This is a genomic window from Paenibacillus ihbetae, assembly GCF_002741055.1.
GTDB lineage: Bacteria > Bacillota > Bacilli > Paenibacillales > Paenibacillaceae > Paenibacillus_AQ > Paenibacillus_AQ ihbetae.
Genome location: NZ_CP016809.1, coordinates 1,369,437 through 1,390,585, shown reverse-complemented (window position 1 = coordinate 1,390,585; position 21,149 = coordinate 1,369,437). Strand labels below are relative to the sequence as shown.

The following is a 21,149-nucleotide window of genomic DNA, read 5'->3' as shown; positions in this document are numbered from 1 at the left end:
ATGACCAAGCATGTTAACAGGAAAGCAAAAACGACACTTACGTTCGCTTGCCCATCATTTGGATCCGCTGTTCCAGGTAGGCAAAGGCGGCAGCAATGAGCATCTGATCCGCCATATCGAAGAAGCAATTGAGAAGCGGGAGCTGCTGAAAATATCGGTGCTCAACAACTGCCTGGAGGATCCTCGCGACATCGCCGAGGAGCTGGCCGAAGGGGCCGGCGCCGAATTGGTCCAAGTTATCGGAAAGACGATTGTTCTCTATAAGGAATCGAAGGATCATAAGACGATCGAACTGCCTTAAGGCAGAGGATCGGTGTTCAGAGTAATCATAGTCCTCTGACTAGGGGAGGTGAGCCGAATGAAAATAGGGATCATGGGGGGAACCTTCGACCCTGTTCATATCGGACATATGCTGGCGGCTGAGGCGGCGCGCGTCGCTTATGGCCTGGAGGAAGTGTGGTTCATGCCAAGCCATATTCCTCCGCATAAGGAGGATGCGGGCGTCACCGGGATGATGCGGCTTGAAATGACGGCCGAAGCGGTTGCCGGCCACCCGTCCTTCCGCACGCTGGACATTGAAATCAGGCGCGGCGGCATTTCCTATACGGTCGATACGGTCAAGGAGCTTCGGGAGATGTATCCCGAGCATGATTTTGCTTTCATCATCGGGGCGGATATGGTGGAATATCTCCCGAAATGGAACCGGATCGAGGAGCTTGCGGGAATGCTGACGTTTATCGGGGTCAACCGTCCGGGGACGAAGCTGAACGTAGAATCGCTGCCGGATTTTCTTAGACGGGTGGTACGGATCGCGGACATGCCGTTGATCGATATTTCATCCACGATGATCCGGCAGCAGGCAGCCGCCGGCGGCTCCATCCGCTACATGGTGCCGGATCGCGTGTACGATTATATTGTTAGGAGCGGTATATATGGTGTACAGCCGTGAAGACCTGATCGAAGCCGTCTCCTCCCAGATGCCGGCCAAGCGCTGGGAGCATACGAAGGGTGTTATGGAGACGGCCGTTATATTGGCCGACCGGTTCGGGGCCGATCCCCGGAAAGCGGATTTGGCTGCGATTTTACATGATGTAGCCAAATACTGGCCGGTCGAAAAGCTCCGGAAGGTGCTCGAGGAGCAGGGAGAATCCTCGGAGCTGCTCCAATATGACAAGCAGCTGTGGCATGCCGAAGTGGGCGCGATCGTCGCAGAGCGGGATTATGGGGTAACGGATGCCGAGGTGCTCGATGCTATCCGCTATCACACCTCGGGGCGCGTCGGGATGAGCCTGCTGGACAAGGTGGTGTGTTTGGCCGATTATATTGAGCCGGGGAGAGATTTCCCCGGTGTGAATAATATTCGGGAACTGGCCAACCATAGCCTTGAAGAGGCGCTCGCAGCCGGGTTTGATTCGACGATCGGACATCTGCTGTCACGCAGACAGATCATTTTTCCGTTGACGGTGCTAGCCCGCAACGATCTCATTAAGCAATTGGAGGCGAATTCATGACGATAACACCGGAAGAATTGTTAAATATAGCGGTAGAGGCCGCAGAGGATAAGAAAGCGAACGATTTGGTCGTTCTGGATCTGAGAGGCATCTCGCTTGTGGCGGATTATTTTGTTATTTGCCACGGGAATTCGAATACGCAGGTTCAGGCGATCGCAACGGAGATCCGCAAACGGATCCATGATAAAGGCGTAGCTCTTCGGGGGCTGGAAGGCATGGATGCTGCCCGCTGGGTGCTGATGGATATCGGGGATGTTGTCGTCCATATCTTCCACCGGGACGAGCGCGAGTATTACAACATCGAGCGCTTGTGGTCGGATGCCAAAGTGGTGGAGAACGTATGAGCCTGATCGCGGGCACGATCGTCCAGCTTACGGTTTCCAGGGAGGTTTCGCCTTACGGCTACTTTCTTGATGGCGGCGACCGGGATGTCCTGCTGCACTATTCGGAAGTGACCGGGAGCATTGCTCCGGGGGATACCGTCGAGGTATTCATCTTCTTCGATACGGAAGACCGTTTGGCAGCAACGATGAAAAAGCCGCTGCTTACCCTTGGTGAAACGGCAAAGCTGGAGGTGGCGGACGTTCATCCCCGGCTCGGCTGTTTTCTGGAAATGGGACTCGGAAGGCAGCTGCTGCTCCCGATCCGGGAGCTGCCCGAGATGAAAGAGCTCCATCCGCAGGTGGGTGATCACGTTTTCGTAACGATGGAGCATGATAAGCAAGGCAGGCTGCGCGCCAAGCTTGCGGGTGAGCAGGAGCTCGCTCCGCTCGCCTTCCACGCGCCGAAATCGTGGATGGGCGAATGGTTTACGGCACTGGTGTACAAACCGCTGCAGATGGGAACCTTCGTTATCGTCGACGGGGGCGTGGTCGGATTTGGGGCGATCGGCATGATCCACTCCTCGGAGCGGACGCGGCTTCTTCGTCTTGGCGAAGAGGTTCGCGTACGGGTGAGCCATATTCGCGAGGACGGCCGGGTGAATCTGTCGATGGTACCTCGCAAAGAGATCGGACGTAACGATGATGCAGACCGGCTGCTGGCGTTCCTGAAGGAACGTCCGGGTGGCGCAATGCCGTACTCCGATGAAACGCCTCCCGACATTATTAAGCAGCGCTTTGGCATCAGCAAATCTGCATTTAAGCGTGCGCTCGGGAAATTGATGAAGGATGGCCTGGTCACACAGAAGGAAAGCTGGACGTATCTGGTGAAAAAAGAGGAGAATTCCGGTTCGGCCGAATAGCGACCGAAGAAGAAGCTTCTGGGAAAGTGGTGTCAGCATGTTGTCTTACCGAAAGTTTGCTTACGTATATGATCAGCTTATGGAAGATATGCCATACCCCGACTGGATCCGCTTCGCGAGAACGGCCTGGGACAAGCATGGCATGCCGAGAAGCATCGCGGAGCTCGGCTGCGGAACCGGCAGCATAACGATACCGCTGGTGAACTCCGGTTTTGAGGTGACAGGCATCGATTTGTCGGCCGATATGCTGTCTGTTGCCAGGCGGAAACTGGAAGGATCGCCGCAGGGCAGCCGGCTGTTCCGCGAAGGGAGCGTCCGCTGGGTCCAGCAGGACATGCGTTCCTGGGAGCTGCCGGAGCCGGTTGATTCGGTCATCTCGTTTTGCGACTGCTTCAACTATTTGCTGGAGGAGAAGGATATTCGTTCCGCCTTCGTCCGTACGTATGAAGGGCTCAAGGAAGGCGGGACGTTTTTGTTTGACGTGCACCATCCGAACACGCTGATCCGTTATGATGCGGAGCAGCCATTCGTGCTGGATGAGCGGGAGGTCTCCTACATATGGACCTGTGATTTGGATGAGCCCCGCTGTGAAATCGAGCATCATTTGACCATCTTCGCACGGGATCATCAAGACCCTGCCGTCTACCGCCGCTTTGAAGAAACGCATATCCAGCGGGGATATGACCCCGAATGGATGAAGGTAGAGCTTATCAAAGCAGGCTTCCGCGACGTCAAATGCTATGCCGATTTCGAGTGGGTGGAAGCCGGTGACGACGCTGCCCGACTGTTCTTCGTAGCCATTAAATAAGATGACGGGAAAACCTTATATCATGTTGAGACTGCCTCAAGGTCATTGACCTTGGGGCAGTCTCTTTATGCATGAGTGGAGCCTTTTTGCATATGCAAAGGCATCCGGCTTGCGTCTCCCAGCGCGCGGTGTAGTGATGACTGCTGCATGATAACCATTATAATCTGAAACGCTTTTTACGCTCATTATTTGATTGTGGTTAAGGTCCATAGACGGAGCTATAGGTTTGCAGATCGGACTGTGCTACGATGGATCATATCCGGCCATAGCAGGAATGGCAGCGCTGTCTTCGTAGAGGAGCCTAAGATCGTAACCGCTGGCAGGCGGGATTGGAAGAGTCCAATTATAGTTAAATTTCCCCGATGATCGGGGATATGAGAGGATGGGCGTACCATGAAATTGTCTGTATTTACGGTTGCAACCCCCGACTTGCAGCCAGAACAGCTGGCTAAGGCCGCAGCCGTTGCCGGTATCGAGGGGATCGAATGGCGATTTAAGGAAATCCCGGTCGGAGCCGAGGAGGAGAAGCCTTCCTTCTGGAGGCATAATCAATGCTCCATGGACCCCGGCGGGACGGAGCAGGACTGGCTGCGATTCAAGCATGCCGCGGAGCTGCACGGCAGGCAGAGCATTGCCGTCGTTCCGTATTTAACCTGCGGCGACCTGGCAGAAACGGAAAAAGTGATGAAGGCGGCCAAGCTGGTCGGAGCCTCTTTCATACGCGCCGGCATTCCGGCTTACAATCGAAGCGCCAACTACAATGAGCTGTACGAGCAAGCTGTAAAATACCTGCTGGAGGTTGAGGAGTTGGCTGCCGCTTACGATGTTAAGGCATTGGTTGAAACGCACCACAACACCATTGCGCCGAGCGCCGGGCTTGCATACCGGCTCGTATCGCATTGCTCTCCCCAGCATGTCGGCGTATTGTACGACCCAGGAAATATGGTTCATGAAGGCTACGAAAATTATCGCATGGGACTGGAGCTCCTCGGTCCTTACTTGGCCCATGTTCATGTGAAAAATGGCGGTTACCGCAAGCAACCGTCAGAGGACGGGACCGAGGCGACGTGGAGCGGAGAATGGACGCCGCTTGCGCAAGGCGCCGTTCCGTGGCGTCAGGTTATCCGGGATTTGAAGTCGGTTGGTTATGACGGCTTTTTCGGTATCGAGGATTTTAGCGGCACGTACGGTTCGACCGAGATGCTGCTTCGCTTTGCCGAGCAGATGAAGCAGTGGAGCGAAGATAAACAATTCGCGTAAGGTAGGATTCGCTTAATTAACATAGATGCGTAATTGAAAATGCATACGTATGAGGGAGGATTGCAGTATGGAGCAAGTTCGTATTGGTGTGATCGGTCTCGGAATGGGCTTCTCGCATGCCAAGTCGCTCGCGGCTGGACGGATCGCGGGAGCACGTCTCAGCGCCGTATGCGATTTTAATCCGGCCAAGCAGGAGACGGCCAAAGAGACGCTGCCTTCGGATGTGCAAATCTTTAGCGACGTGGATGCGATGATGACATCAGGAGAGGTGGACGCGGTCATTATAGCAACTCCGCATTACGGGCATCCGCAGGAAGCGATTCAGGCGCTGAACCGGGGGCTGCATGTGCTGATCGAGAAACCGGCCGGCGTCTATACCAAGCAGGTCCGCGAGATGAATAGCGCAGCGGCTGCAAGCGGCAAAGTGTTCTCGATCATGTACAATCAGCGATGCAATCCGCTTTATAAGAAGCTGCGGGAGCTGATTGCGGATGGAGAGCTCGGCGAAATCCGGCGCATGAACTGGATCGTGACCAACTGGTACCGTTCCCAGAGCTATTACGATTCGGGAGGCTGGCGTGCGACCTGGTCCGGGGAAGGCGGCGGGGTGTTGATCAATCAATCTCCGCACCAGCTCGATTTATGGCAATGGACGACCGGCATGATGCCGAAGAGAATTCGGGCATTTTGCGCGTTCGGCAAGTACCGCAACATCGAAGTCGAAGACGACGTGACCGCTTACGCGGAATACGAAAACGGCGCCACCGCCGTATTTATCACGACCACCGGCGAAGCGCCGGGCACGAACCGGTTTGAAGTGACGGGAGACCGCGGGAAAATCGTCATCGAAAACGGCAATCTTACTTTTTGGAGACTTCGGGTGCCGGAGCCGGAATTCAACCGTCAGTATACCGGCGGCTTCGGCGAACCGGAATGCTGGAAGTGCGACGTTCCGATTGTGGGAGACAATCCGCAGCATAACGGCATTATTCAAAATTTTACGGATGCCATATTGCACGGCACCCCGTTAATCGCCCCGGGCGAAGAAGGAATCCATGGACTTACCCTGTCGAATGCAATGCATCTGTCCACGTGGACGGACAACTGGGTGGATCTGCCGCTGGATGAGGATCTGTACTATGACCTTCTGCAGGAGCGGATCGCCGCCTCGACCGGAGAGAAGACGGTGCGGGAGATCGGCCCCGTCGATATGAGCAAAACATTCGGAACCTACTAAATACAAGAAATAGGGGAGGCAGCAATATGAACCGGAGTGATGGAATGCGATATGCGCCGGTAGGCAAAGCCCAGCCGGTCTGCAAGCCCGGGGAGTTCGCGATAGCGGCCATGGCTTTGGAGCATGGGCATATTTACGGTATGTGCAACGGCCTTATCGAGGCGGGGGCAACGCTGAAATGGGTGTACGATCCGGACCCTGGGAAGGTAAAAGCATTCTGCGAGGCATACCCCGGCGTACGGCCGGCTTCCTCCGAAGCGCAAATATTGGAGGATCCGGAGGTGAAGCTGGTCGCGGCTGCGGCCATCCCTTCGGAACGCTGCGGGCTTGGGCTCAAGGTAATGGCGCACGGCAAGGATTATTTTACCGACAAAACGCCGTTTACGACGCTGGAGCAGGTAGAGGCCGCCCGGGCGAAAGCGGCGGAAACCGGCAGAAAATACATGGTTTACTACAGCGAACGACTTCATGTGGAGAGCGCGGTTCATGCCGGCCGCTTGATCCAGGATGGAGCGATCGGCAGGGTGGTTCAGGTGCTCGGCACCGGTCCGCACCGGTTGAATGCGGCAGGGCGGCCCGATTGGTTTTTCCGTCATGAGCAGTACGGGGGCATTTTATGCGATATCGGCTCCCACCAGATCGAGCAGTTTTTATTCTACGCAGGCTGCAAGGATGCCCAGGTGCTGAGCAGCAAGGTCGGCAATTATGCAAATCCGATGTATCCGGAGCTTGAGGACTTCGGGGATGCTACACTGCTTGGCGACAACGGGGCGACGAATTATTTCAGAGTAGATTGGCTGACGCCGGAGGGACTCGGGACATGGGGCGACGGCAGAACCTTCATCCTGGGCACGGACGGATATATTGAACTTCGCAAGTATATCGACATTGCCAGACACCCGCATGGCGATCATCTGTACTTGGTGAACAAGGACGGGGAGTTCCATATGGAGCTGACGGGGAAGGTCGGCTATCCGTTCTTCGGTGAGCTGATTCTCGATTGCCTGGAGCGGACGGAGCGCGCCATGACCCAGGAGCATGCCTTCAAAGCGGGAGAGCTGTGCGTCAAGGCCCAAAACTTAGCCGTGCGGATCGGATAAATCCATTATAATAAAGGGAGACCCCGCCAAAATTCCCGGGGAATTGATTCATAACCTCGATAAGGGGGATTCCCACATGTCTTCGCAGTTGACGACTCCACCATCCTGGATGCCGGGCTTTGACCGGATGCTGCTGAGGGAACCGATCGAACTCGGCTGCTATAATGACCGGCCTTTATCCGGCGGGACATTCCACTCCCACGCTTTTTATGAAATTTATTATTTTCATGAAGGACGCTGCACGTATCTGATCGGAGACGCCGTATTTGCGCTGAAGCCCGGGGATCTGCTCCTGATGAACGGGCTGACCCTGCATTGCCCGAATGTGGAGCCGGGCTCGCGCTATGTCCGCAGCATTATCCATTTCGATCCCGCCTGGGTGTGCAGGGAGCTGCCCGAATCGGCAAGATCGGTCCTGCTGGATCCTTTCGAGACGCTGCGCAATCACCGGATGACGCTGACCGGGCAGAGGAGAGAAGAGTTTGAGCGGCTGCTGGAGGATATGAACCGGCTGCGGGGGGCGGAAGCTGCTTTCAAGCAGGAGCGCTTGAAGCTTCGGCTTCAGGAAATGCTGTACGTCATTGCGGGCTGGTGTCAAAGCGAGGTGCAGCAGCAGGACTCGATCTCCGATAAGGAGCGGCATGTGCAGCACGTCGTATCGTTTGTGGAGGAGCATTATATGGAGGATCTGACGCTCGACCGGATTGCCAGGGACATGCATCTAACGAAGCACTACTTGTCCTCATTGTTCAAGGAGGTAACCGGAACGACCGTGTTCAAATACGTGTACCACCGAAGAATTAATCAGGCCAAAATCCTGCTGCGACTGCACCCCCATATGAGCATTACGGACATCAGCCGGGCGGCCGGCTTCAAGCATTTGGCCCACTTCAGCCGGATGTTCAAGACAATGGTGGGAACTGCGCCGGAGCATTACCGCAAGTCCCAGGGCGAACTCCGTTGACTTGGCGCGGCTTTTTGGGTATAATAGCCACATTAAAATGGAAATCATAGTAATGCAATGATGAGGACTAGTAGTTCCGTATGCGATCATGCAGAGAGCCGGTGCATTTGGTGGAAGCCGGTTGACGCAAGGGATGAACTCGCCTCTGAGCAGCGGCGCGAACCCGGCTTTCGGATTTTGGGATTGCTTAATTCATCCGTCGGTCGATGAAACGTCGCCGTCTCATCCGCGATAAGGATGCAAAGGGAGTGAAAGGCAAAGCATGCCTTGCACTAACTAGGGTGGTACCACGGGAATCAAACCTCTCGTCCCTAGCGTCAGCGCTATGGATGATGAGGTTTTTTTGTTTTCAGGACAGCGGCATCAACAGCCTTGTCCGTTCGACAGTGAAGGAGGAGCTATGTAGTATGACGGATCAACAATCAGCCGGCCACGGCTATAAGCCGCAGGTCATTGAGCCGAAATGGCAGAAGTATTGGGAAGAGAACAAAACCTTTAAAACCGAGGACAACTCGTCCAAACCGAAATTTTATGCACTCGACATGTTCCCGTATCCTTCCGGAGCGGGTCTTCACGTCGGGCATCCGGAGGGCTACACGGCCACCGACATCATTTCCCGTTATAAGCGGATGCGCGGATACAACGTGCTGCATCCGATGGGCTGGGATGCGTTTGGCCTCCCCGCGGAGCAGTATGCGATGGATACAGGCAAGCATCCACGCGAATTTACCATCCAGAATATCAATAACTTCCGCCGCCAGATCAAGTCGCTCGGATTTTCCTACGATTGGGACCGGGAGATCAGTACGACGGATCCGGACTATTATAAATGGACGCAATGGATTTTCATCCAGCTGTACAAGCGGGGCCTTGCTTATGTAGCCGAGGTGCCGGTGAACTGGTGCGAAGCGCTGGGTACAGTTCTTGCGAACGAGGAAGTCATTGACGGCAAGAGCGAGCGCGGCGGCCACCCGGTCGTCCGCAAGCCGATGCGGCAGTGGATTCTGAAAATTACCGAGTATGCGGACCGGCTGCTCGAGGATCTGGATGAGCTGGATTGGAGCGAAAGCCTGAAGGACATGCAGCGCAACTGGATCGGCAAATCGGTCGGCGCCGAGGTGCGGTTTGATATCGATGGGCATGACGCCAAGCTGGAAGTGTTCACGACGCGTCCGGACACCCTCTTCGGCGCAAGCTACTGCGTGCTGGCACCGGAGCATGAGCTGGTGGACAAAATTACGACCCCAGAGCAGCGGGAAGCGGTGAAGGCTTATCAGGATCAGGCTGCCCGCAAGAGCGACCTGGAGCGTACGGACCTGGCAAAAGACAAGACCGGGGTTTTTACCGGGGCTTATGCCATCAACCCTGCCAGCGGCGCCAAGCTGCCGATCTGGATCGCCGATTACGTCCTCGCCGGCTACGGAACCGGTGCGATCATGGCCGTTCCGGGCCACGATACCCGCGACTGGGAGTTTGCGAAGCAATTCGGACTTCCGATCATTGAAGTGGTGAAGGGCGGCAACGTGGAGGAAGAAGCGTATACCGGAAGCGGCGAGCACGTCAATTCCGGCTTCCTCGACGGGATGGACAACGAGGCCGCTATTCAGGCTATGAACGAGTGGCTTGAGAAAGAAGGCAAAGGCAAGAAGAAGGTGACGTACCGTCTGCGAGACTGGCTGTTCAGCCGTCAGCGTTACTGGGGCGAGCCGATTCCGATTCTCCACCTGGAGGACGGAACGATGAAGACCGTTCCGGAAGACCAGCTGCCGCTGCTGCTGCCGGACGTGGATCAGATCAGACCGTCCGGCACCGGCGAATCTCCGCTGGCGAATGTGACGGAATGGGTGGAGACGGTTGATCCGGAGACGGGCATGAAAGCCCGCCGCGAGACCAACACGATGCCGCAATGGGCAGGCAGCTGCTGGTACTATCTCCGTTACATCGATCCGCACAACCCGGATGAGCTGTGCTCGAAGGAGAAGCAGAAGGAATGGCTCCCGGTAGACCTGTATATCGGCGGCGTCGAGCATGCGGTGCTTCACCTGCTGTACGCAAGATTCTGGCATAAGGTGCTCTATGATCTCGGTGTCGTCGATACGAAGGAGCCGTTCCAGAAGCTCGTGAACCAAGGCATGATTCTCGGCAACAATAATGAGAAAATGAGCAAATCCCGCGGCAACGTCATCAACCCTGATGATATCGTGAACGAATACGGAGCCGATACGCTTCGGGTATACGAGATGTTCATGGGGCCGCTGGAAGCGACCAAGCCATGGAACACGAACGGTGTTGAAGGCACGCATCGTTTCCTCTCCCGCGTATGGCGTCTGTTCATCGGCGATGACGGCCAACTGAATCCAAAAATCGTGGACGGGGAAGGTTCCGACGAATGGAAACGGATCCTGCACAAAACGATCAAGAAGGTTACCGAAGATATCGAGCATATGCGCTTCAACACCGCAATCAGCCAGTTGATGATCTTCATCAACGAGGGCTACAAGGCGGATGAGCTCCCGCGGAAGGCGATGGAGAATTTCGTTCAAATGCTGTCCCCGCTCGCGCCTCATCTGGCTGAAGAGCTGTGGAGCCGTCTGGGACACACCGAGAGCATCACGTATGTTCCTTGGCCGGAATACGATGAGGCTTGGACCGTAGAAGCCGAGGTGGAAATCGTTGTCCAAGTGAACGGAAAAATCGTAGACCGCACCAAAATTGCTAAAGACTTCGATCAAGAAGCCATGCAGCAGCATAGTCTCTCCCTTCCAAATGTCAAGCAGGCGCTGGAAGGCAAGAGCATTCGCAAAGTCATTGCCGTTCCGGGCAAACTGGTCAATATCGTGGCCGGTTAACCGAAAAGCCGAATGCGGCGTCCAGTTTTGCCAGATCCTCCTCATACTTGTCGTGTGTGGTTTCGATCAATTGGTAGAACAAGCCGTTCAGGTGCGAGTTCAGTAAAATGAGCGCCTGAGCGGTGATGCCGCCGGGTACCGCGACCCTTTCCTGAAGCTGTTCGGGGGAGAAGCCCTCCTCTGTTAGCAGCCTTCCAGTGCCGACCAGCATTTCCCCGGCCAGGGCATTGAGGGTCCGGCGGTCGATCCCGGTCATTTCGACGGCAGCGTCAATCCATTTTTCCAAGAATAAACTTAAAAAAGCAGGCCCGCAGCTGGAGAAATCGGAAGTGATTCGCGTGTGCGATTCCAGAATCTCAACGGGCCTGCTGATATAAGACAGGAGGCTTTCTATAAGCTGCCTGTCTTCTTCTTTTATTCGGGAACCATACATACATAACGAAGCTCCGCCTCCGGTGATATTGGTGATGCTGGGGATGATTTTTGCCACCTTGCACGGCAGCGCCGCCTCCAGATGGATCAGCTGAACAGGGCTTGTAATCGATACCGCGATTTGACGCTCCAAAAGCCGGTCCCTGATTTCACTGATGACGGATTTGAATTCGAGCGGCTTGACGCAGATGAAGAACAGATCGCTGTCCGAAGCCGTTTCCTGATTGCAGCTGCATACGGTCAGACCAGGATGCCTCTTGGACAGCAGCTGGGCTTTCTCGGGGGTACGGTTGCTGACCCGAATTTGCTCGGGGCGGAGTGCGCCCGATCGAATGAAGGCATCGATCAAGAGACTGCCCATACTGCCCGTACCGATAAAACCAACCTTCATGTGTACGTCCCCTCCTTTCGCGCTTTACGGCAGAAATGTACCGTTACTATGTTTAATGTATGCGGCAAGGATGGCGATTCATGACGGGTTCGGATACGATTTTGCGGTTTGGGATCGAAAAATCTTCATACTCTGGATGAGCAGATCCTGTTTATCATGTAAAGGAGGAGTTAAGATATGAGGCGTATTCCTATTGGGTGGAGTGTATCGGCAGCGGCCCTGGGCTGCGTGCTGATCTTATTTGCCGGCGGCCCGGAGAAAGGAATCCAGGGCTGGGAGCCCCTGAATGACCAGCTCGAGCAGGCGATTACCGCGAATCATCCGGAAGGAAAGGCCACGCCGGCTGGAGGTGCTGGAACCCGTACTGAGGCGAGCCCTGGTAAAGCCGGGTCCGGCGGGCAAACCCTTGAGGCGAAGGCGGCAACGGAGGGTGCGCCTGTCGCTGCCCAGTCCAGCAAGAGTGAAGCTCCTGCCGGAAAGGCAGTCCCTCCGCAAGCCAATGCGGACCTCGCGCTGCCCCCGGCCGAGGCTTCCTCAGGTGAAGCGCAGGCAGGCTTGAACCCGGTGACGGCAGTAACCCCGGTCGAGGCTGCACCTCCCACAGAAAGCCCATCTTCGCAGCCTGCGACCGGCGTGAGCTCCGGCCTGATTAACGTGAATACGGCGGATGCTGCCGGGCTGATGGAGCTGCCCGGCATCGGGCAGGCCAAAGCCAAGGCTATTATCGATTACCGGAACCAGCACGGGGCATTTCGCAGCGTGGCCGATTTAATGAATGTAAAGGGCATCGGTCCCAAAATGCTGGAGAAGATGAAGCCTTACGTAGAACTTTAGCTATGTGCTACAATAAAGGAGACATTGATAAGGAACAGGTGAATGACGGATGAATACGGATCGACGGAAAGATTGGGACACATACTTCATGGATATCGCCTACATGGTATCCACCAGGTCCCAATGCTCGCGGCGCCATGTCGGAGCCGTGCTGGTGCAAGGCAAGAAGCTGCTCGGAACAGCTTACAACGGGGCACCGATGGGGGTTCCGGATTGCTCGGAGGCAGGCTGCATGATCGCCGAGGATTATGAGCTTGTTGTTCAGGACGGGAAGGAAACGGTAGTCAAGAAGCAGCGCTGCATTCGAACCATTCATGCGGAACAAAATTTGCTGCTGTTTACCGACCGGATCGACAGGGAAGGAAGCACGGTATACGTAACCGACGAGCCTTGCTGGACCTGTGCCAATATGCTGGCCAATAGCGGAATCGTTGAGGTGGTATTCCACCGTCCTTATCCGAAGGATACGGAGAAGGTATCGACCATGATGACGCAGAAAGGGATTCTGTTCCGGCAGCTATCGGGGTATGAGCCGCCGCGGGAGACGATGATGGCGGTGAAGGAATAGAGACGTTACCAAAACAAACGAATAATCGATATATGGGGAAGAACCTTTGTTTGCAGTGGATTGCAGGCAGAGGTTCTTCTTTTTTTATTGTAATTAACGAGATGATACAACCGGGGAAAGGAAGGTCCGAATGATGAGACGTAGGCCGCTGCTGGCATTTACGGTGCTATGGGTGGTCGGAAGCAGTATCGCCTGCCTGACCTCCGGATGGCGGATGGCGATGGCCGCCGCCGGTATTCTGCTTCTGCTGCTTGTGGTTTGTCAATGGGAGCGCGCCGGGAAAATCTATACGATATGCATGGTGCTATCCTTGTGTTGTTCGGCAGCTTATTGGGAGTGGCATGATGCAATGAATGTGTCCGATATGCATGTCCCGGCCCTTGAACGAGGGGAAGCCGACTCGGTACCGATGACGGGAGTCGGAGTTATCTCTTCCGAGGTAGCGATTGACGGGGATCGCGCCGACTTTAGGGTTTCGCTGCGCTATGCGGAGATCGAAGGCATCCGGCGGCCGGGTGCAGCCCAAAAGGATCCAGCTAAGCTGCCGGGCAACTCGGTCGAGACGGCAGACACCGTCATGGTTCAGGTGCGGCTGCTGGAGCAGGCAGAGCAGAATATCGCGGCAGGCTGGCAGCGCGGAGATTCCGTTCATCTATCAGGCGAGCTGCAGCAGCCGGGGATCGCCCGTAATTTTGACGGCTTCGATTATCGGCGCTATTTGCGCACGCAGAAGATTCATTGGATCGTGAAGGTGAAGGGAGCTGACCAGGTAAAGGCATCGGCACCGGAGGGATGGCGAGCTTCCCATATCCTGCGCTGGAACGATTCCTTGCGAACAACGCTCGGGGATCGGCTGGAGCAATTGTTTGGCGGCATGCAGGGAGGGTATATGAAGGGGCTTGTCATCGGCGATCGGGATGATCTGGATCCTGATACCTTTTCGGAATTTTCCAGGCTCGGGCTGACGCATATCCTCGCGATTTCCGGCATGCACGTAGCCGTTATTGTAGGATGCCTGCTGTTTGTTTGCTCCGCGCTCCGGCTGACACGCGAGACCTCCCTCACGGTGGTGATGTGCCTCCTCCCTGCTTATGTGCTTTTGACAGGTGCCAGTCCATCGATTGTCCGGGCGGGCATTATGGGAATGATTGGACTGTATGCGGCTAGGCGGGGGCTGCTTAAGGACGGCTTGCATATATTAAGCACGGCCGCCCTGGCCATGCTGATCTTCAATCCGTATTTTCTGGTTGACGTCAGCTTTCAGTTATCCTTCATCGTTACGGCCGGACTGATGATCTTTGTGCCGAAGGTGATGCCGCTGCTGTCCTTTATGCCCCGCTGGCTGGCGGGGACGGCCGGCGTTACCCTGGTTGCCCAGTGGGTGTCCTTTCCGCTGACCATCCATTACTTCAATCAATTTTCCCTCGTATCGGTCGCCGCAAACTTGTTGTTGGTGCCGGTTATCAGCTTGATCGTGCTCCCTTTGGGAATGACGTCTCTGCTGCTAAGCTGGGTCTGGATGCAGGGAGCAGGCTGGATCGCCGGTCTGACCGAATGGTTGAATGATATGACATTCCGGCTGGTCGGCTGGATGAACGGCGGGGCATTAATGACGATCTGGCCCTCGCCGTCCTTGTTGTGGATAATTGTCTATTTTGCGCTCTTGTACGGCCTGCTGCATATACTGAGCAGGAGAGCCGGGGCGATGCGCCGGCTCAGGGAGCAGCCATCCGAGGATACGATTCCCCTGGATGGCGCGGGGAAGGAAGCCTTGGCAAGAGACCGCTTGGATCATTTGGATGCGGCGGGTATACATCCCCTACTGGACCGGTTGTCCAGTGCGCTCCGGCGGAGAGGTTATTGGCGGATAAGCAATTATATCGTGGTGCGATTCGGGGGAACGACGGCTGCAGCCGCATTCGCGATTGCCCTGTGCCTGCTCCTGATCGGCGGCTATCGCCCCTCGTCCCTGCACGGGGCGGGCTTGGTGCAGTTTTTGGATGTGGGACAAGGAGACTCGATTCTGGTAACAACGCCGGAAGGCAAGCATATTCTTATTGACGGCGGCGGGACACTCAACTTCCGAAAGCCTTCGGATGCATGGAAGGAGCGGAAGTCTCCATATGAGGTCGGAGAGAAGGTTGTCGTTCCCTTGTTGAAAAAAAGGGGCGTGCACCGACTGGACGCTGTAATCATGTCCCATGGAGACCAGGATCATATCGGCGGACTCCAAGCCGTGCTCCGTGAAATTCCTGTGGATTCCATCGTCTTTAATGGCAGCTTGACCGATTCGGCCGCATTTCGCCAAAGCATGGCGATCGCCCTTCGGAAGAATATTCCCGTATATCGCGCCGGAGCGGATCTTACGGAATGGAGGCTTGGCAAGGAGACGGAAATCCGGTTTTTGTCCCCGGTCACGTCACCGTCCGGCGAGAGCGGCCAGGGATTATCCCTGGTCAAGGAGCAAAATCATGCCTCGCTCGTATTCGTGCTTCAGATGAACGGATGCCGGTTTTTATTCACCGGCGATACGGACGAAGCGGCCGAGCAAAAAATATTGCTTCATATGGAAGAGCGTACGGATGGAGGCGGCCTGCTGTTATTAAATGAACCGATCGATGTGATGAAGGTTGCCCACCACGGGAGCAAAACCTCTACGTCGGAACGTTGGATGGACGCTTGGCGGCCGAGGGCTGCAGTCATCTCCGCCGGCGTTAACAATATGTACGGGCATCCCCACCCGGACGTGGTCGCCCGGTTGGAGCAGTACCGAGCGGTGATATACCAGACCAACCGGCATGGCGAAATTCAAATGCTCGTCAAGGACGGAGCCATTAACGTGAGGTCCCGGCTAAATCCATAGGGGGGCTGTCCTGAACAGCCTGAATCGTAGTATGATCGATGTGTATGAAATAACAGACGGATGACGTTGCTCTATATATTTGGTATAGTTAGATGAAGTTTCTTAAAAATTCATAGGTTACATACTGCAACATTTTTGTCATCATTTCCGTCTGTATGTATGCAGGGAGAGGGGGATCCACTGTGGTGGAGCAGGGACTCATCAGAGCCGCTCAATCGGGCGATCGCGACGCTCTAATCACCCTATTGCGAGAAATCGAGCAACATGTTTACCGAACGGCCTACTATATTCTGAACAATGAACAGGATGCGATGGATGCTGCTCAGGAGGCATTGATCCGCGTGTACACCAAGATCAATTCCTATGAAGAGAAAGCGCAGTTCAAGACCTGGGTTCAGCGGATCGTAACCAACATTTGCATCGATAAATTCCGCAGGAACAAGCCGACGGTGTCCATTGACGAGCATGATCTGGTATTTCAGGACAGCCTGGATGTCGAGAGAGAAGTCATGTCGGGCTACCTTGCCCAGGATATTCAGCAGGCCATCAATCAGCTGCCGGATCATCACCGTACGGTCATCGTCCTTAGGTATTTGCAAGACTTATCCTACAACGAAATCGCAGACTGCCTGAATTTGCCGCTGAACACGGTCAAATCGTATTTGTTCAGGGCAAGGCAGCAGCTGCAGAACATGCTGCATGAGCATCAGAAAGGTGGTGTATCAGGATGAATTGCCAAGAGGTGGTGGAACGCATGCACCGGTATTTGGACCGGGATCTGACGCCGGAGGAGACGGCCGAGATGTTTCAGCATGTGGCTGTTTGCAAGGAGTGTGCGGAAACCTTTCAAATATTGAAAGCATTGAATCGTGAGCTTGAGGATCTGCCGGCCGTGTCTCCGCCTGTCAGTTTGGTCGATGCGATTATGCCCAGACTGGATGCCATCGACCGTGAGCGCGGCAGCCTCATGGATGAGCAAGCAGCGAAAAATGAGAAGCCTTCCGAGATGTCGCCGGAGCTGGGGCGGACGAAGCGAGCCGGCAGCTGGTGGGGCACCATCGCAGGCAGAACCGCAATCGGCGCTGCTGCCGCGGCCGTTATCTTGGGAGTGGCGGTATTCAACTATCAGCCGAAAATGCTGTCGGATGCCGAGCTTCCTTATAACGAGGAAGCAAGCACGACAAGTGCAGGCCTGCCGGAAGCCGCGCCTGAAGCAGAACAGTCTCCGGAGCAGCTGAGAATCATGAACAAGGATGCCGGTTCGGGCTCGGCCGAAGGCTCCGCTCCGATGAATGAGGCCACTCCTTCCAAAGACGAGCCTTCAAAGGAAACCGGAAGCGATGACACGGCCAAGGATCAATCGGATCCGCCAAACGAGGCGGGTGAAGGAAACGGACAGCCGAATGACTCCGGTGACCCGAACGCGAGTGAATCGAGTCCGGCGGCGGGCATGAGTACCCCGGTCGAATCGAATGATAAAACCTCAACCCATTCGTCCAAGGCCAATGCTTATAATCCCGGATCGGCTGAACCGCCATCCGATCAAAGCGAGCCGGCCAACAGCGGCAGCTCGGAGACTGTTCCTCCGCCGCAGGAGCCTGCAAGTCCGAATGCGGATACGCAGCCGCCGGCCGAGGATCCGGCAGCGGATGAGGGCGGCAGCGCCGCAGCGTTGGAATCGGCAGAGCCGGCGGATCAGATGATGGGCATCATGAGAGCCCCGGAACAATGGACATCGCCGAATGCGCGATACATGGCTACCTCGGAGGGAGATCAGCTTGTGATCTATCGGCTTCCGGCTGCAAACAGCGAAGCTGAACAGCAGCAGTCGATGGAAGAGATCGGAAGGCTTCCGCTGGGTGGAAGCTTGGTGTCCGGACAATGGTCCGCAGACGGCTTAACCTTTAAATATAAAGTCAAGGTCAATGCTGAACTGATCGAATCGGTTTACACCGTGGAAGAAACGGCCCCGCCGCAGTCCGGCCAGCCGCCTTCCAAGGACCCGTCAGCTAAGCCATAAACCGGAGCACCCGCATTTTTTTCGATGGAAACTTATAGAAAAGAGCAGATCGCTCGCACCAATACCAGGAGATATGAATAAGATAAATTAGAGAGAGCATTATACCAACCACCGTCGTATGACCGGCGGCGGGATGTTTCTAGAGCATCCTGTCCGGCGTTTATATAGATGTGTTGGGACGAAGGGACCTTGCCGCTGTCATAGCCGAGGTCTCTTTGTTTTGCTGGCGGCTTTATTCGCTATCGCTTTCGGGGCGTCTTTTTTGGTATAGTGTACAGAGAGAAAGGGGGGACGCCGATGGATGCCAAAGCGGCGGCCAAGGCGGTCAAGCAGGGGGATGTGTCTTCCGTATATTTGCTGTACGGCAGCGAAAAGTTTCAGATGAGGGAGTTTGCCGAATTTCTGGAGACCCAGCTGATTCCCAAGGAAGATCGCGACTTTGCCATCGTCCATATGGATTTGGGGGAGACTCCGATTCAGGCCGTGGTCGAAGAAGCGGAGACCGTTCCTTTTATGGTTCAGAAAAAGCTTGTTTTCGTACGAGATACAACGTTCTTTACTGCAGCCAAGGATAACGGGAAGGTGGAGCACAAACCGGAGGCCTTGCTTGAATACTTGAACAATCCGGCCGATTACAGCGTCATTGTGTTTATGGTGGGGGCCGAAAAGCTCGATGAACGCAAAAAGGTGGTCAAAGCGGTAAAAAAAGCAGGAGTCCCGCTTTCCTTTACGCCGCTTGGCGGCGAGGATCTGCTGCGCTGGGTGGACAAGCAGGCACGTAATAGAGGGTGCTCGCTGCGCGAGGGAGCGGCTGAGGCTATCGTCCGCAATGCCGGGACAAGTCTTCAGACATTGGCCGGCGAGATCGAGAAGCTGTGCCTGTATGCAGGCGATGGCGGGACGATCGATACTTCGACGGTCGATATGCTGGTAGCCCGCAGCACGGAGCAGAATGTCTTTGCCCTGGTGGAGGATATTGCAAACCTGAGGCTGGATAAGGCGCTCGGCATCTACTATGAGCTGCTGAAGCAGCGGGAAGAGCCGATCAAAATCGCCGCGCTGATCACCAGGCAGTTCCGGATTATTTTGCAGGTGAAGACCTTGTCGGCGCAGAGCTATTCGCAGCAGCAGATCGCTTCCCAGCTTGGGCTGCATCCCTATGCGGTGAAAATCGCGGGAGAGCAGGCGCGTAAATTCGAATCGGCCCGGCTCGAAGGCATTTTGAACCATCTGGCGAATCTGGATTATCAGATGAAGACCGGAGCGGTGGACAAGGTGCTCGGGATCGAGCTGTTTTTGCTGAGACTGGGCGCTTGATCACATAGCTGTGACGACCAGGCAACAATTCAAAAAGCCCTGACCCGGTATCAACCGAAGGTCAGGGCTTTTTCCAATGTCTTATTCAACAAACGATTACGCTTGGGACGTAAGAGCGTTCAGTCTTTTCGCCAGACGGGATTTCTTGCGGGCAGCTGCATTCTTATGGATCAGGCCCTTTGTAACAGCTTTGTCGAGCTTCTTGGAAGCGGCTTGGAAAGCAGCTTTAGCAGCCTCGATTTCTGTACCGTTCAACGCAACGTCAGCATTTTTAACTGCTGTGCGAAGCGCGGATTTTTGAGAAATGTTAAGCGCATGGCGTTTGTCGTTAGTCTTAACACGTTTAATCGCGGATTTGATGTTTGGCATTACATTCACCTCCTGTAAGGCATTTCAATAGAGCGAAATGGTTCACAACTTAAAATATTTTAGCATGGAGGTAGACAAAAAGCAATACTAAACAAGACTTCTGTATAATCTCTTCCCTCCTCTCACACACTAGTAGCAATATGAGGAGGAGTGTGAATTTAGATGGATCTGGATCTTCAGAAATATTCGGTCCGAACAGACCTTGCCGTGGAGTCAAGGGAGCTTGCCGGAGCGGCAGGCAGCCCCCCTATTCCGGGCTTGATGGAGGATGTCGTTCAGGAGGGCGGTATTAAAATTACAAGGCTCGATGTAGAGAACGATGCGGCCTCCCAGCAAATTGGAAGAGTGAAGGGGCACTACGTCACGCTTGAGGTTCCCGAACTTCGAAAGGGAGATACCGGGCTTCAGGAACAGGTATCCGTCATATTCGCACGGGAGTTCGAAGCGTTCATGGAGCGGATCGGCATAGGTCCGAAAGCGAGTGCGCTTATCGTCGGACTAGGCAACTGGAATGTGACTCCGGATTCCCTGGGGCCGCTGGTGGTGGAAAATGTCATGGTTACGCGTCAATACTTTGAATTAATGCCGGACCGGGTCGCCCCCGGCTACCGTCAGGTGAGCGCCATTGCACCGGGCGTGCTCGGCCTTACGGGGATCGAATCCAGCGAGACGGTTCAAGGGATCGTGGAGCGAACCCGGCCCGATTTCATCATCGCCATCGATGCGCTGGCATCCCGATCGCTGGAGCGGGTGAATACGACGATACAAATTGCGGATATCGGCATTCATCCCGGCTCGGGCATCGGCAATAAACGGAAAGGCCTGACCCAGGAAGTGCTCGGGGTGCCCTGCATTGCGATTGGAGTGCCAACCGTTTGCTATGCATCGACGATTGTCAACAATGCCATCGAGCTCATGAAAGCCCATTTCGGCGAGAAAGCGCCGGAGACGGGGAAGATCATGGGGATGCTGCAAAATCTGTCCGAGGGCGAACGGCTTGCCCTCGTGAAGGAAGTGCTCGAGCCTCTGGGACATGACTTGATTGTGACTCCGAAAGAGATCGACGAATTTATCGAGGACATTGCTAATATCGTAGCGTCTGGCCTGAACGCGGCGCTGCACGAGGCGGTGGATCCCGGCAATACGGGCGCGTACACTCACTAGCATGCAGGTTATATCGAATAAAGCTCCGATAGCTCCTAAAGCTCCGAATCTATCGGAGCTTTTATATTTCTCTATTTTCTTTTATTTGTATGAGTTGAATATCAAAATACGATGCAGGCGAGGAAATGAAAGATTTTCGATAAAGTCCAAAGCTTTCTGCGAGGAAAGCTGCATCAGAAGCATACGCTTGAGGTCACCTTTGGCTTCAGATTTCTGTAC

General features: G+C 55.0%; 20 protein-coding genes and 1 other annotated feature. Of the genes, 18 read left to right on the top strand and 2 right to left on the bottom strand.

Features of this window, described 5'->3' with window-relative positions; genetic code table 11:
- Positions 1 to 10 precede the first annotated feature (10 nt).
- From yhbY to leuS, 11 genes are all read left to right on the top strand, one after another.
- Complete coding sequence (yhbY, locus tag BBD41_RS06420; RefSeq protein WP_007129361.1) at positions 11 to 301, top strand: ribosome assembly RNA-binding protein YhbY; 291 nt, start codon at positions 11 to 13, stop codon at positions 299 to 301.
- 57 nt (positions 302 to 358) lie between these two features.
- Positions 359 to 949, top strand: coding sequence for a nicotinate-nucleotide adenylyltransferase (locus BBD41_RS06415; RefSeq protein WP_099477043.1), 591 nt, complete (start codon positions 359 to 361; stop codon positions 947 to 949).
- Positions 933 to 1,511: a bis(5'-nucleosyl)-tetraphosphatase (symmetrical) YqeK gene (gene yqeK / locus BBD41_RS06410; protein WP_099477042.1), complete on the top strand. Its 579-nt coding sequence runs from the start codon at positions 933 to 935 to the stop codon at positions 1,509 to 1,511. Before BBD41_RS06415 ends, yqeK begins: the two co-directional genes overlap by 17 nt.
- Positions 1,508 to 1,855, top strand: a complete 348-nt coding sequence (gene rsfS, locus BBD41_RS06405) for a ribosome silencing factor (RefSeq protein WP_099477041.1) — start codon at positions 1,508 to 1,510, stop codon at positions 1,853 to 1,855. Before yqeK ends, rsfS begins: the two co-directional genes overlap by 4 nt.
- Positions 1,852 to 2,754 carry a CvfB family protein gene (locus BBD41_RS06400; RefSeq protein ID WP_007129365.1) on the top strand — a complete coding sequence of 301 codons (903 nt, stop codon included), beginning with the start codon at positions 1,852 to 1,854 and terminating at the stop codon, positions 2,752 to 2,754. Before rsfS ends, BBD41_RS06400 begins: the two co-directional genes overlap by 4 nt.
- Positions 2,755 to 2,791: 37 nt before the next feature.
- The gene (locus BBD41_RS06395; RefSeq protein WP_077564894.1) at positions 2,792 to 3,562 is read left to right on the top strand and encodes a class I SAM-dependent DNA methyltransferase; all 771 of its coding nucleotides are present in this window, start codon (positions 2,792 to 2,794) and stop codon (positions 3,560 to 3,562) included.
- A gap of 393 nt (positions 3,563 to 3,955) precedes the next feature.
- On the top strand, positions 3,956 to 4,822 hold the full coding sequence (locus BBD41_RS06390) for a sugar phosphate isomerase/epimerase family protein (protein WP_099477040.1): 867 nt from the start codon (positions 3,956 to 3,958) through the stop codon (positions 4,820 to 4,822).
- A 67-nt stretch (positions 4,823 to 4,889) separates the two neighbouring features.
- Entirely contained in the window at positions 4,890 to 6,059 is a 1,170-nt protein-coding gene (locus BBD41_RS06385) for a Gfo/Idh/MocA family protein (RefSeq protein ID WP_099477039.1), read from the top strand.
- A gap of 26 nt (positions 6,060 to 6,085) precedes the next feature.
- Positions 6,086 to 7,159, top strand: coding sequence for a Gfo/Idh/MocA family protein (locus tag BBD41_RS06380; RefSeq protein ID WP_099477038.1), 1,074 nt, complete (start codon positions 6,086 to 6,088; stop codon positions 7,157 to 7,159).
- Positions 7,160 to 7,235: 76 nt separating this feature from the next.
- Complete coding sequence (locus BBD41_RS06375; protein ID WP_099477037.1) at positions 7,236 to 8,123, top strand: AraC family transcriptional regulator; 888 nt, start codon at positions 7,236 to 7,238, stop codon at positions 8,121 to 8,123.
- A 48-nt stretch (positions 8,124 to 8,171) separates the two neighbouring features.
- Positions 8,172 to 8,439 (top strand) — a binding site (T-box leader).
- Positions 8,440 to 8,530: 91 nt separating this feature from the next.
- Positions 8,531 to 10,972, top strand: a complete 2,442-nt coding sequence (leuS, locus tag BBD41_RS06370) for a leucine--tRNA ligase (protein WP_099477036.1) — start codon at positions 8,531 to 8,533, stop codon at positions 10,970 to 10,972.
- Here leuS and comER read toward each other — a convergent pair.
- Positions 10,953 to 11,795, bottom strand: a complete 843-nt coding sequence (gene comER / locus BBD41_RS06365) for a late competence protein ComER (RefSeq protein ID WP_099477035.1) — start codon at positions 11,793 to 11,795, stop codon at positions 10,953 to 10,955. The two genes, leuS and comER, sit on opposite strands and share 20 nt — an antisense overlap.
- A 177-nt stretch (positions 11,796 to 11,972) precedes the next feature.
- Between comER and BBD41_RS06360 the strand changes: the two genes are divergently transcribed.
- The 6 genes from BBD41_RS06360 (at position 11,973) to holA (ending at position 19,397) form a co-directional block, all read left to right on the top strand.
- A complete protein-coding gene (locus tag BBD41_RS06360) occupies positions 11,973 to 12,629 on the top strand; it encodes a ComEA family DNA-binding protein (RefSeq protein WP_099477034.1) in 657 nt (218 codons plus the stop codon).
- 49 nt (positions 12,630 to 12,678) lie between these two features.
- Positions 12,679 to 13,197: a deoxycytidylate deaminase gene (locus BBD41_RS06355; protein ID WP_099477033.1), complete on the top strand. Its 519-nt coding sequence runs from the start codon at positions 12,679 to 12,681 to the stop codon at positions 13,195 to 13,197.
- 130 nt (positions 13,198 to 13,327) lie between these two features.
- Entirely contained in the window at positions 13,328 to 16,060 is a 2,733-nt protein-coding gene (locus BBD41_RS06350) for a ComEC/Rec2 family competence protein (RefSeq protein WP_099477032.1), read from the top strand.
- A 182-nt stretch (positions 16,061 to 16,242) separates the two neighbouring features.
- A complete protein-coding gene (locus BBD41_RS06345; RefSeq protein WP_077564911.1) occupies positions 16,243 to 16,791 on the top strand; it encodes an RNA polymerase sigma factor in 549 nt (182 codons plus the stop codon).
- Positions 16,788 to 18,080: an anti-sigma factor family protein gene (locus tag BBD41_RS06340; RefSeq protein ID WP_099477031.1), complete on the top strand. Its 1,293-nt coding sequence runs from the start codon at positions 16,788 to 16,790 to the stop codon at positions 18,078 to 18,080. Before BBD41_RS06345 ends, BBD41_RS06340 begins: the two co-directional genes overlap by 4 nt.
- A gap of 297 nt (positions 18,081 to 18,377) precedes the next feature.
- Complete coding sequence (holA, locus tag BBD41_RS06335) at positions 18,378 to 19,397, top strand: DNA polymerase III subunit delta (RefSeq protein ID WP_099477030.1); 1,020 nt, start codon at positions 18,378 to 18,380, stop codon at positions 19,395 to 19,397.
- Positions 19,398 to 19,493: 96 nt separating this feature from the next.
- Here holA and rpsT read toward each other — a convergent pair whose 3' ends face one another.
- Positions 19,494 to 19,766, bottom strand: coding sequence for a 30S ribosomal protein S20 (rpsT, locus tag BBD41_RS06330; RefSeq protein WP_007129379.1), 273 nt, complete (start codon positions 19,764 to 19,766; stop codon positions 19,494 to 19,496).
- Between the two features lie 162 nt (positions 19,767 to 19,928).
- Here rpsT and gpr point away from each other — a divergent pair, with 162 nt between their 5' ends.
- On the top strand, positions 19,929 to 20,930 hold the full coding sequence (gene gpr, locus BBD41_RS06325; protein ID WP_077564917.1) for a GPR endopeptidase: 1,002 nt from the start codon (positions 19,929 to 19,931) through the stop codon (positions 20,928 to 20,930).
- Positions 20,931 to 21,149 lie beyond the last annotated feature (219 nt).

Coding starts and splice junctions, on each gene's coding strand:
- yhbY (WP_007129361.1), top strand. CDS start 11: ATGTTAACAGGAAAGCAAAAACGACACTTACGTTCGCTTGCCCATCAT.
- BBD41_RS06415 (WP_099477043.1), top strand. CDS start 359: ATGAAAATAGGGATCATGGGGGGAACCTTCGACCCTGTTCATATCGGA.
- yqeK (WP_099477042.1), top strand. CDS start 933: ATGGTGTACAGCCGTGAAGACCTGATCGAAGCCGTCTCCTCCCAGATG.
- rsfS (WP_099477041.1), top strand. CDS start 1,508: ATGACGATAACACCGGAAGAATTGTTAAATATAGCGGTAGAGGCCGCA.
- BBD41_RS06400 (WP_007129365.1), top strand. CDS start 1,852: ATGAGCCTGATCGCGGGCACGATCGTCCAGCTTACGGTTTCCAGGGAG.
- BBD41_RS06395 (WP_077564894.1), top strand. CDS start 2,792: ATGTTGTCTTACCGAAAGTTTGCTTACGTATATGATCAGCTTATGGAA.
- BBD41_RS06390 (WP_099477040.1), top strand. CDS start 3,956: ATGAAATTGTCTGTATTTACGGTTGCAACCCCCGACTTGCAGCCAGAA.
- BBD41_RS06385 (WP_099477039.1), top strand. CDS start 4,890: ATGGAGCAAGTTCGTATTGGTGTGATCGGTCTCGGAATGGGCTTCTCG.
- BBD41_RS06380 (WP_099477038.1), top strand. CDS start 6,086: ATGAACCGGAGTGATGGAATGCGATATGCGCCGGTAGGCAAAGCCCAG.
- BBD41_RS06375 (WP_099477037.1), top strand. CDS start 7,236: ATGTCTTCGCAGTTGACGACTCCACCATCCTGGATGCCGGGCTTTGAC.
- leuS (WP_099477036.1), top strand. CDS start 8,531: ATGACGGATCAACAATCAGCCGGCCACGGCTATAAGCCGCAGGTCATT.
- comER (WP_099477035.1), bottom strand. CDS start 11,795: ATGAAGGTTGGTTTTATCGGTACGGGCAGTATGGGCAGTCTCTTGATC.
- BBD41_RS06360 (WP_099477034.1), top strand. CDS start 11,973: ATGAGGCGTATTCCTATTGGGTGGAGTGTATCGGCAGCGGCCCTGGGC.
- BBD41_RS06355 (WP_099477033.1), top strand. CDS start 12,679: ATGAATACGGATCGACGGAAAGATTGGGACACATACTTCATGGATATC.
- BBD41_RS06350 (WP_099477032.1), top strand. CDS start 13,328: ATGATGAGACGTAGGCCGCTGCTGGCATTTACGGTGCTATGGGTGGTC.
- BBD41_RS06340 (WP_099477031.1), top strand. CDS start 16,788: ATGAATTGCCAAGAGGTGGTGGAACGCATGCACCGGTATTTGGACCGG.
- holA (WP_099477030.1), top strand. CDS start 18,378: ATGGATGCCAAAGCGGCGGCCAAGGCGGTCAAGCAGGGGGATGTGTCT.
- rpsT (WP_007129379.1), bottom strand. CDS start 19,766: ATGCCAAACATCAAATCCGCGATTAAACGTGTTAAGACTAACGACAAA.
- gpr (WP_077564917.1), top strand. CDS start 19,929: ATGGATCTGGATCTTCAGAAATATTCGGTCCGAACAGACCTTGCCGTG.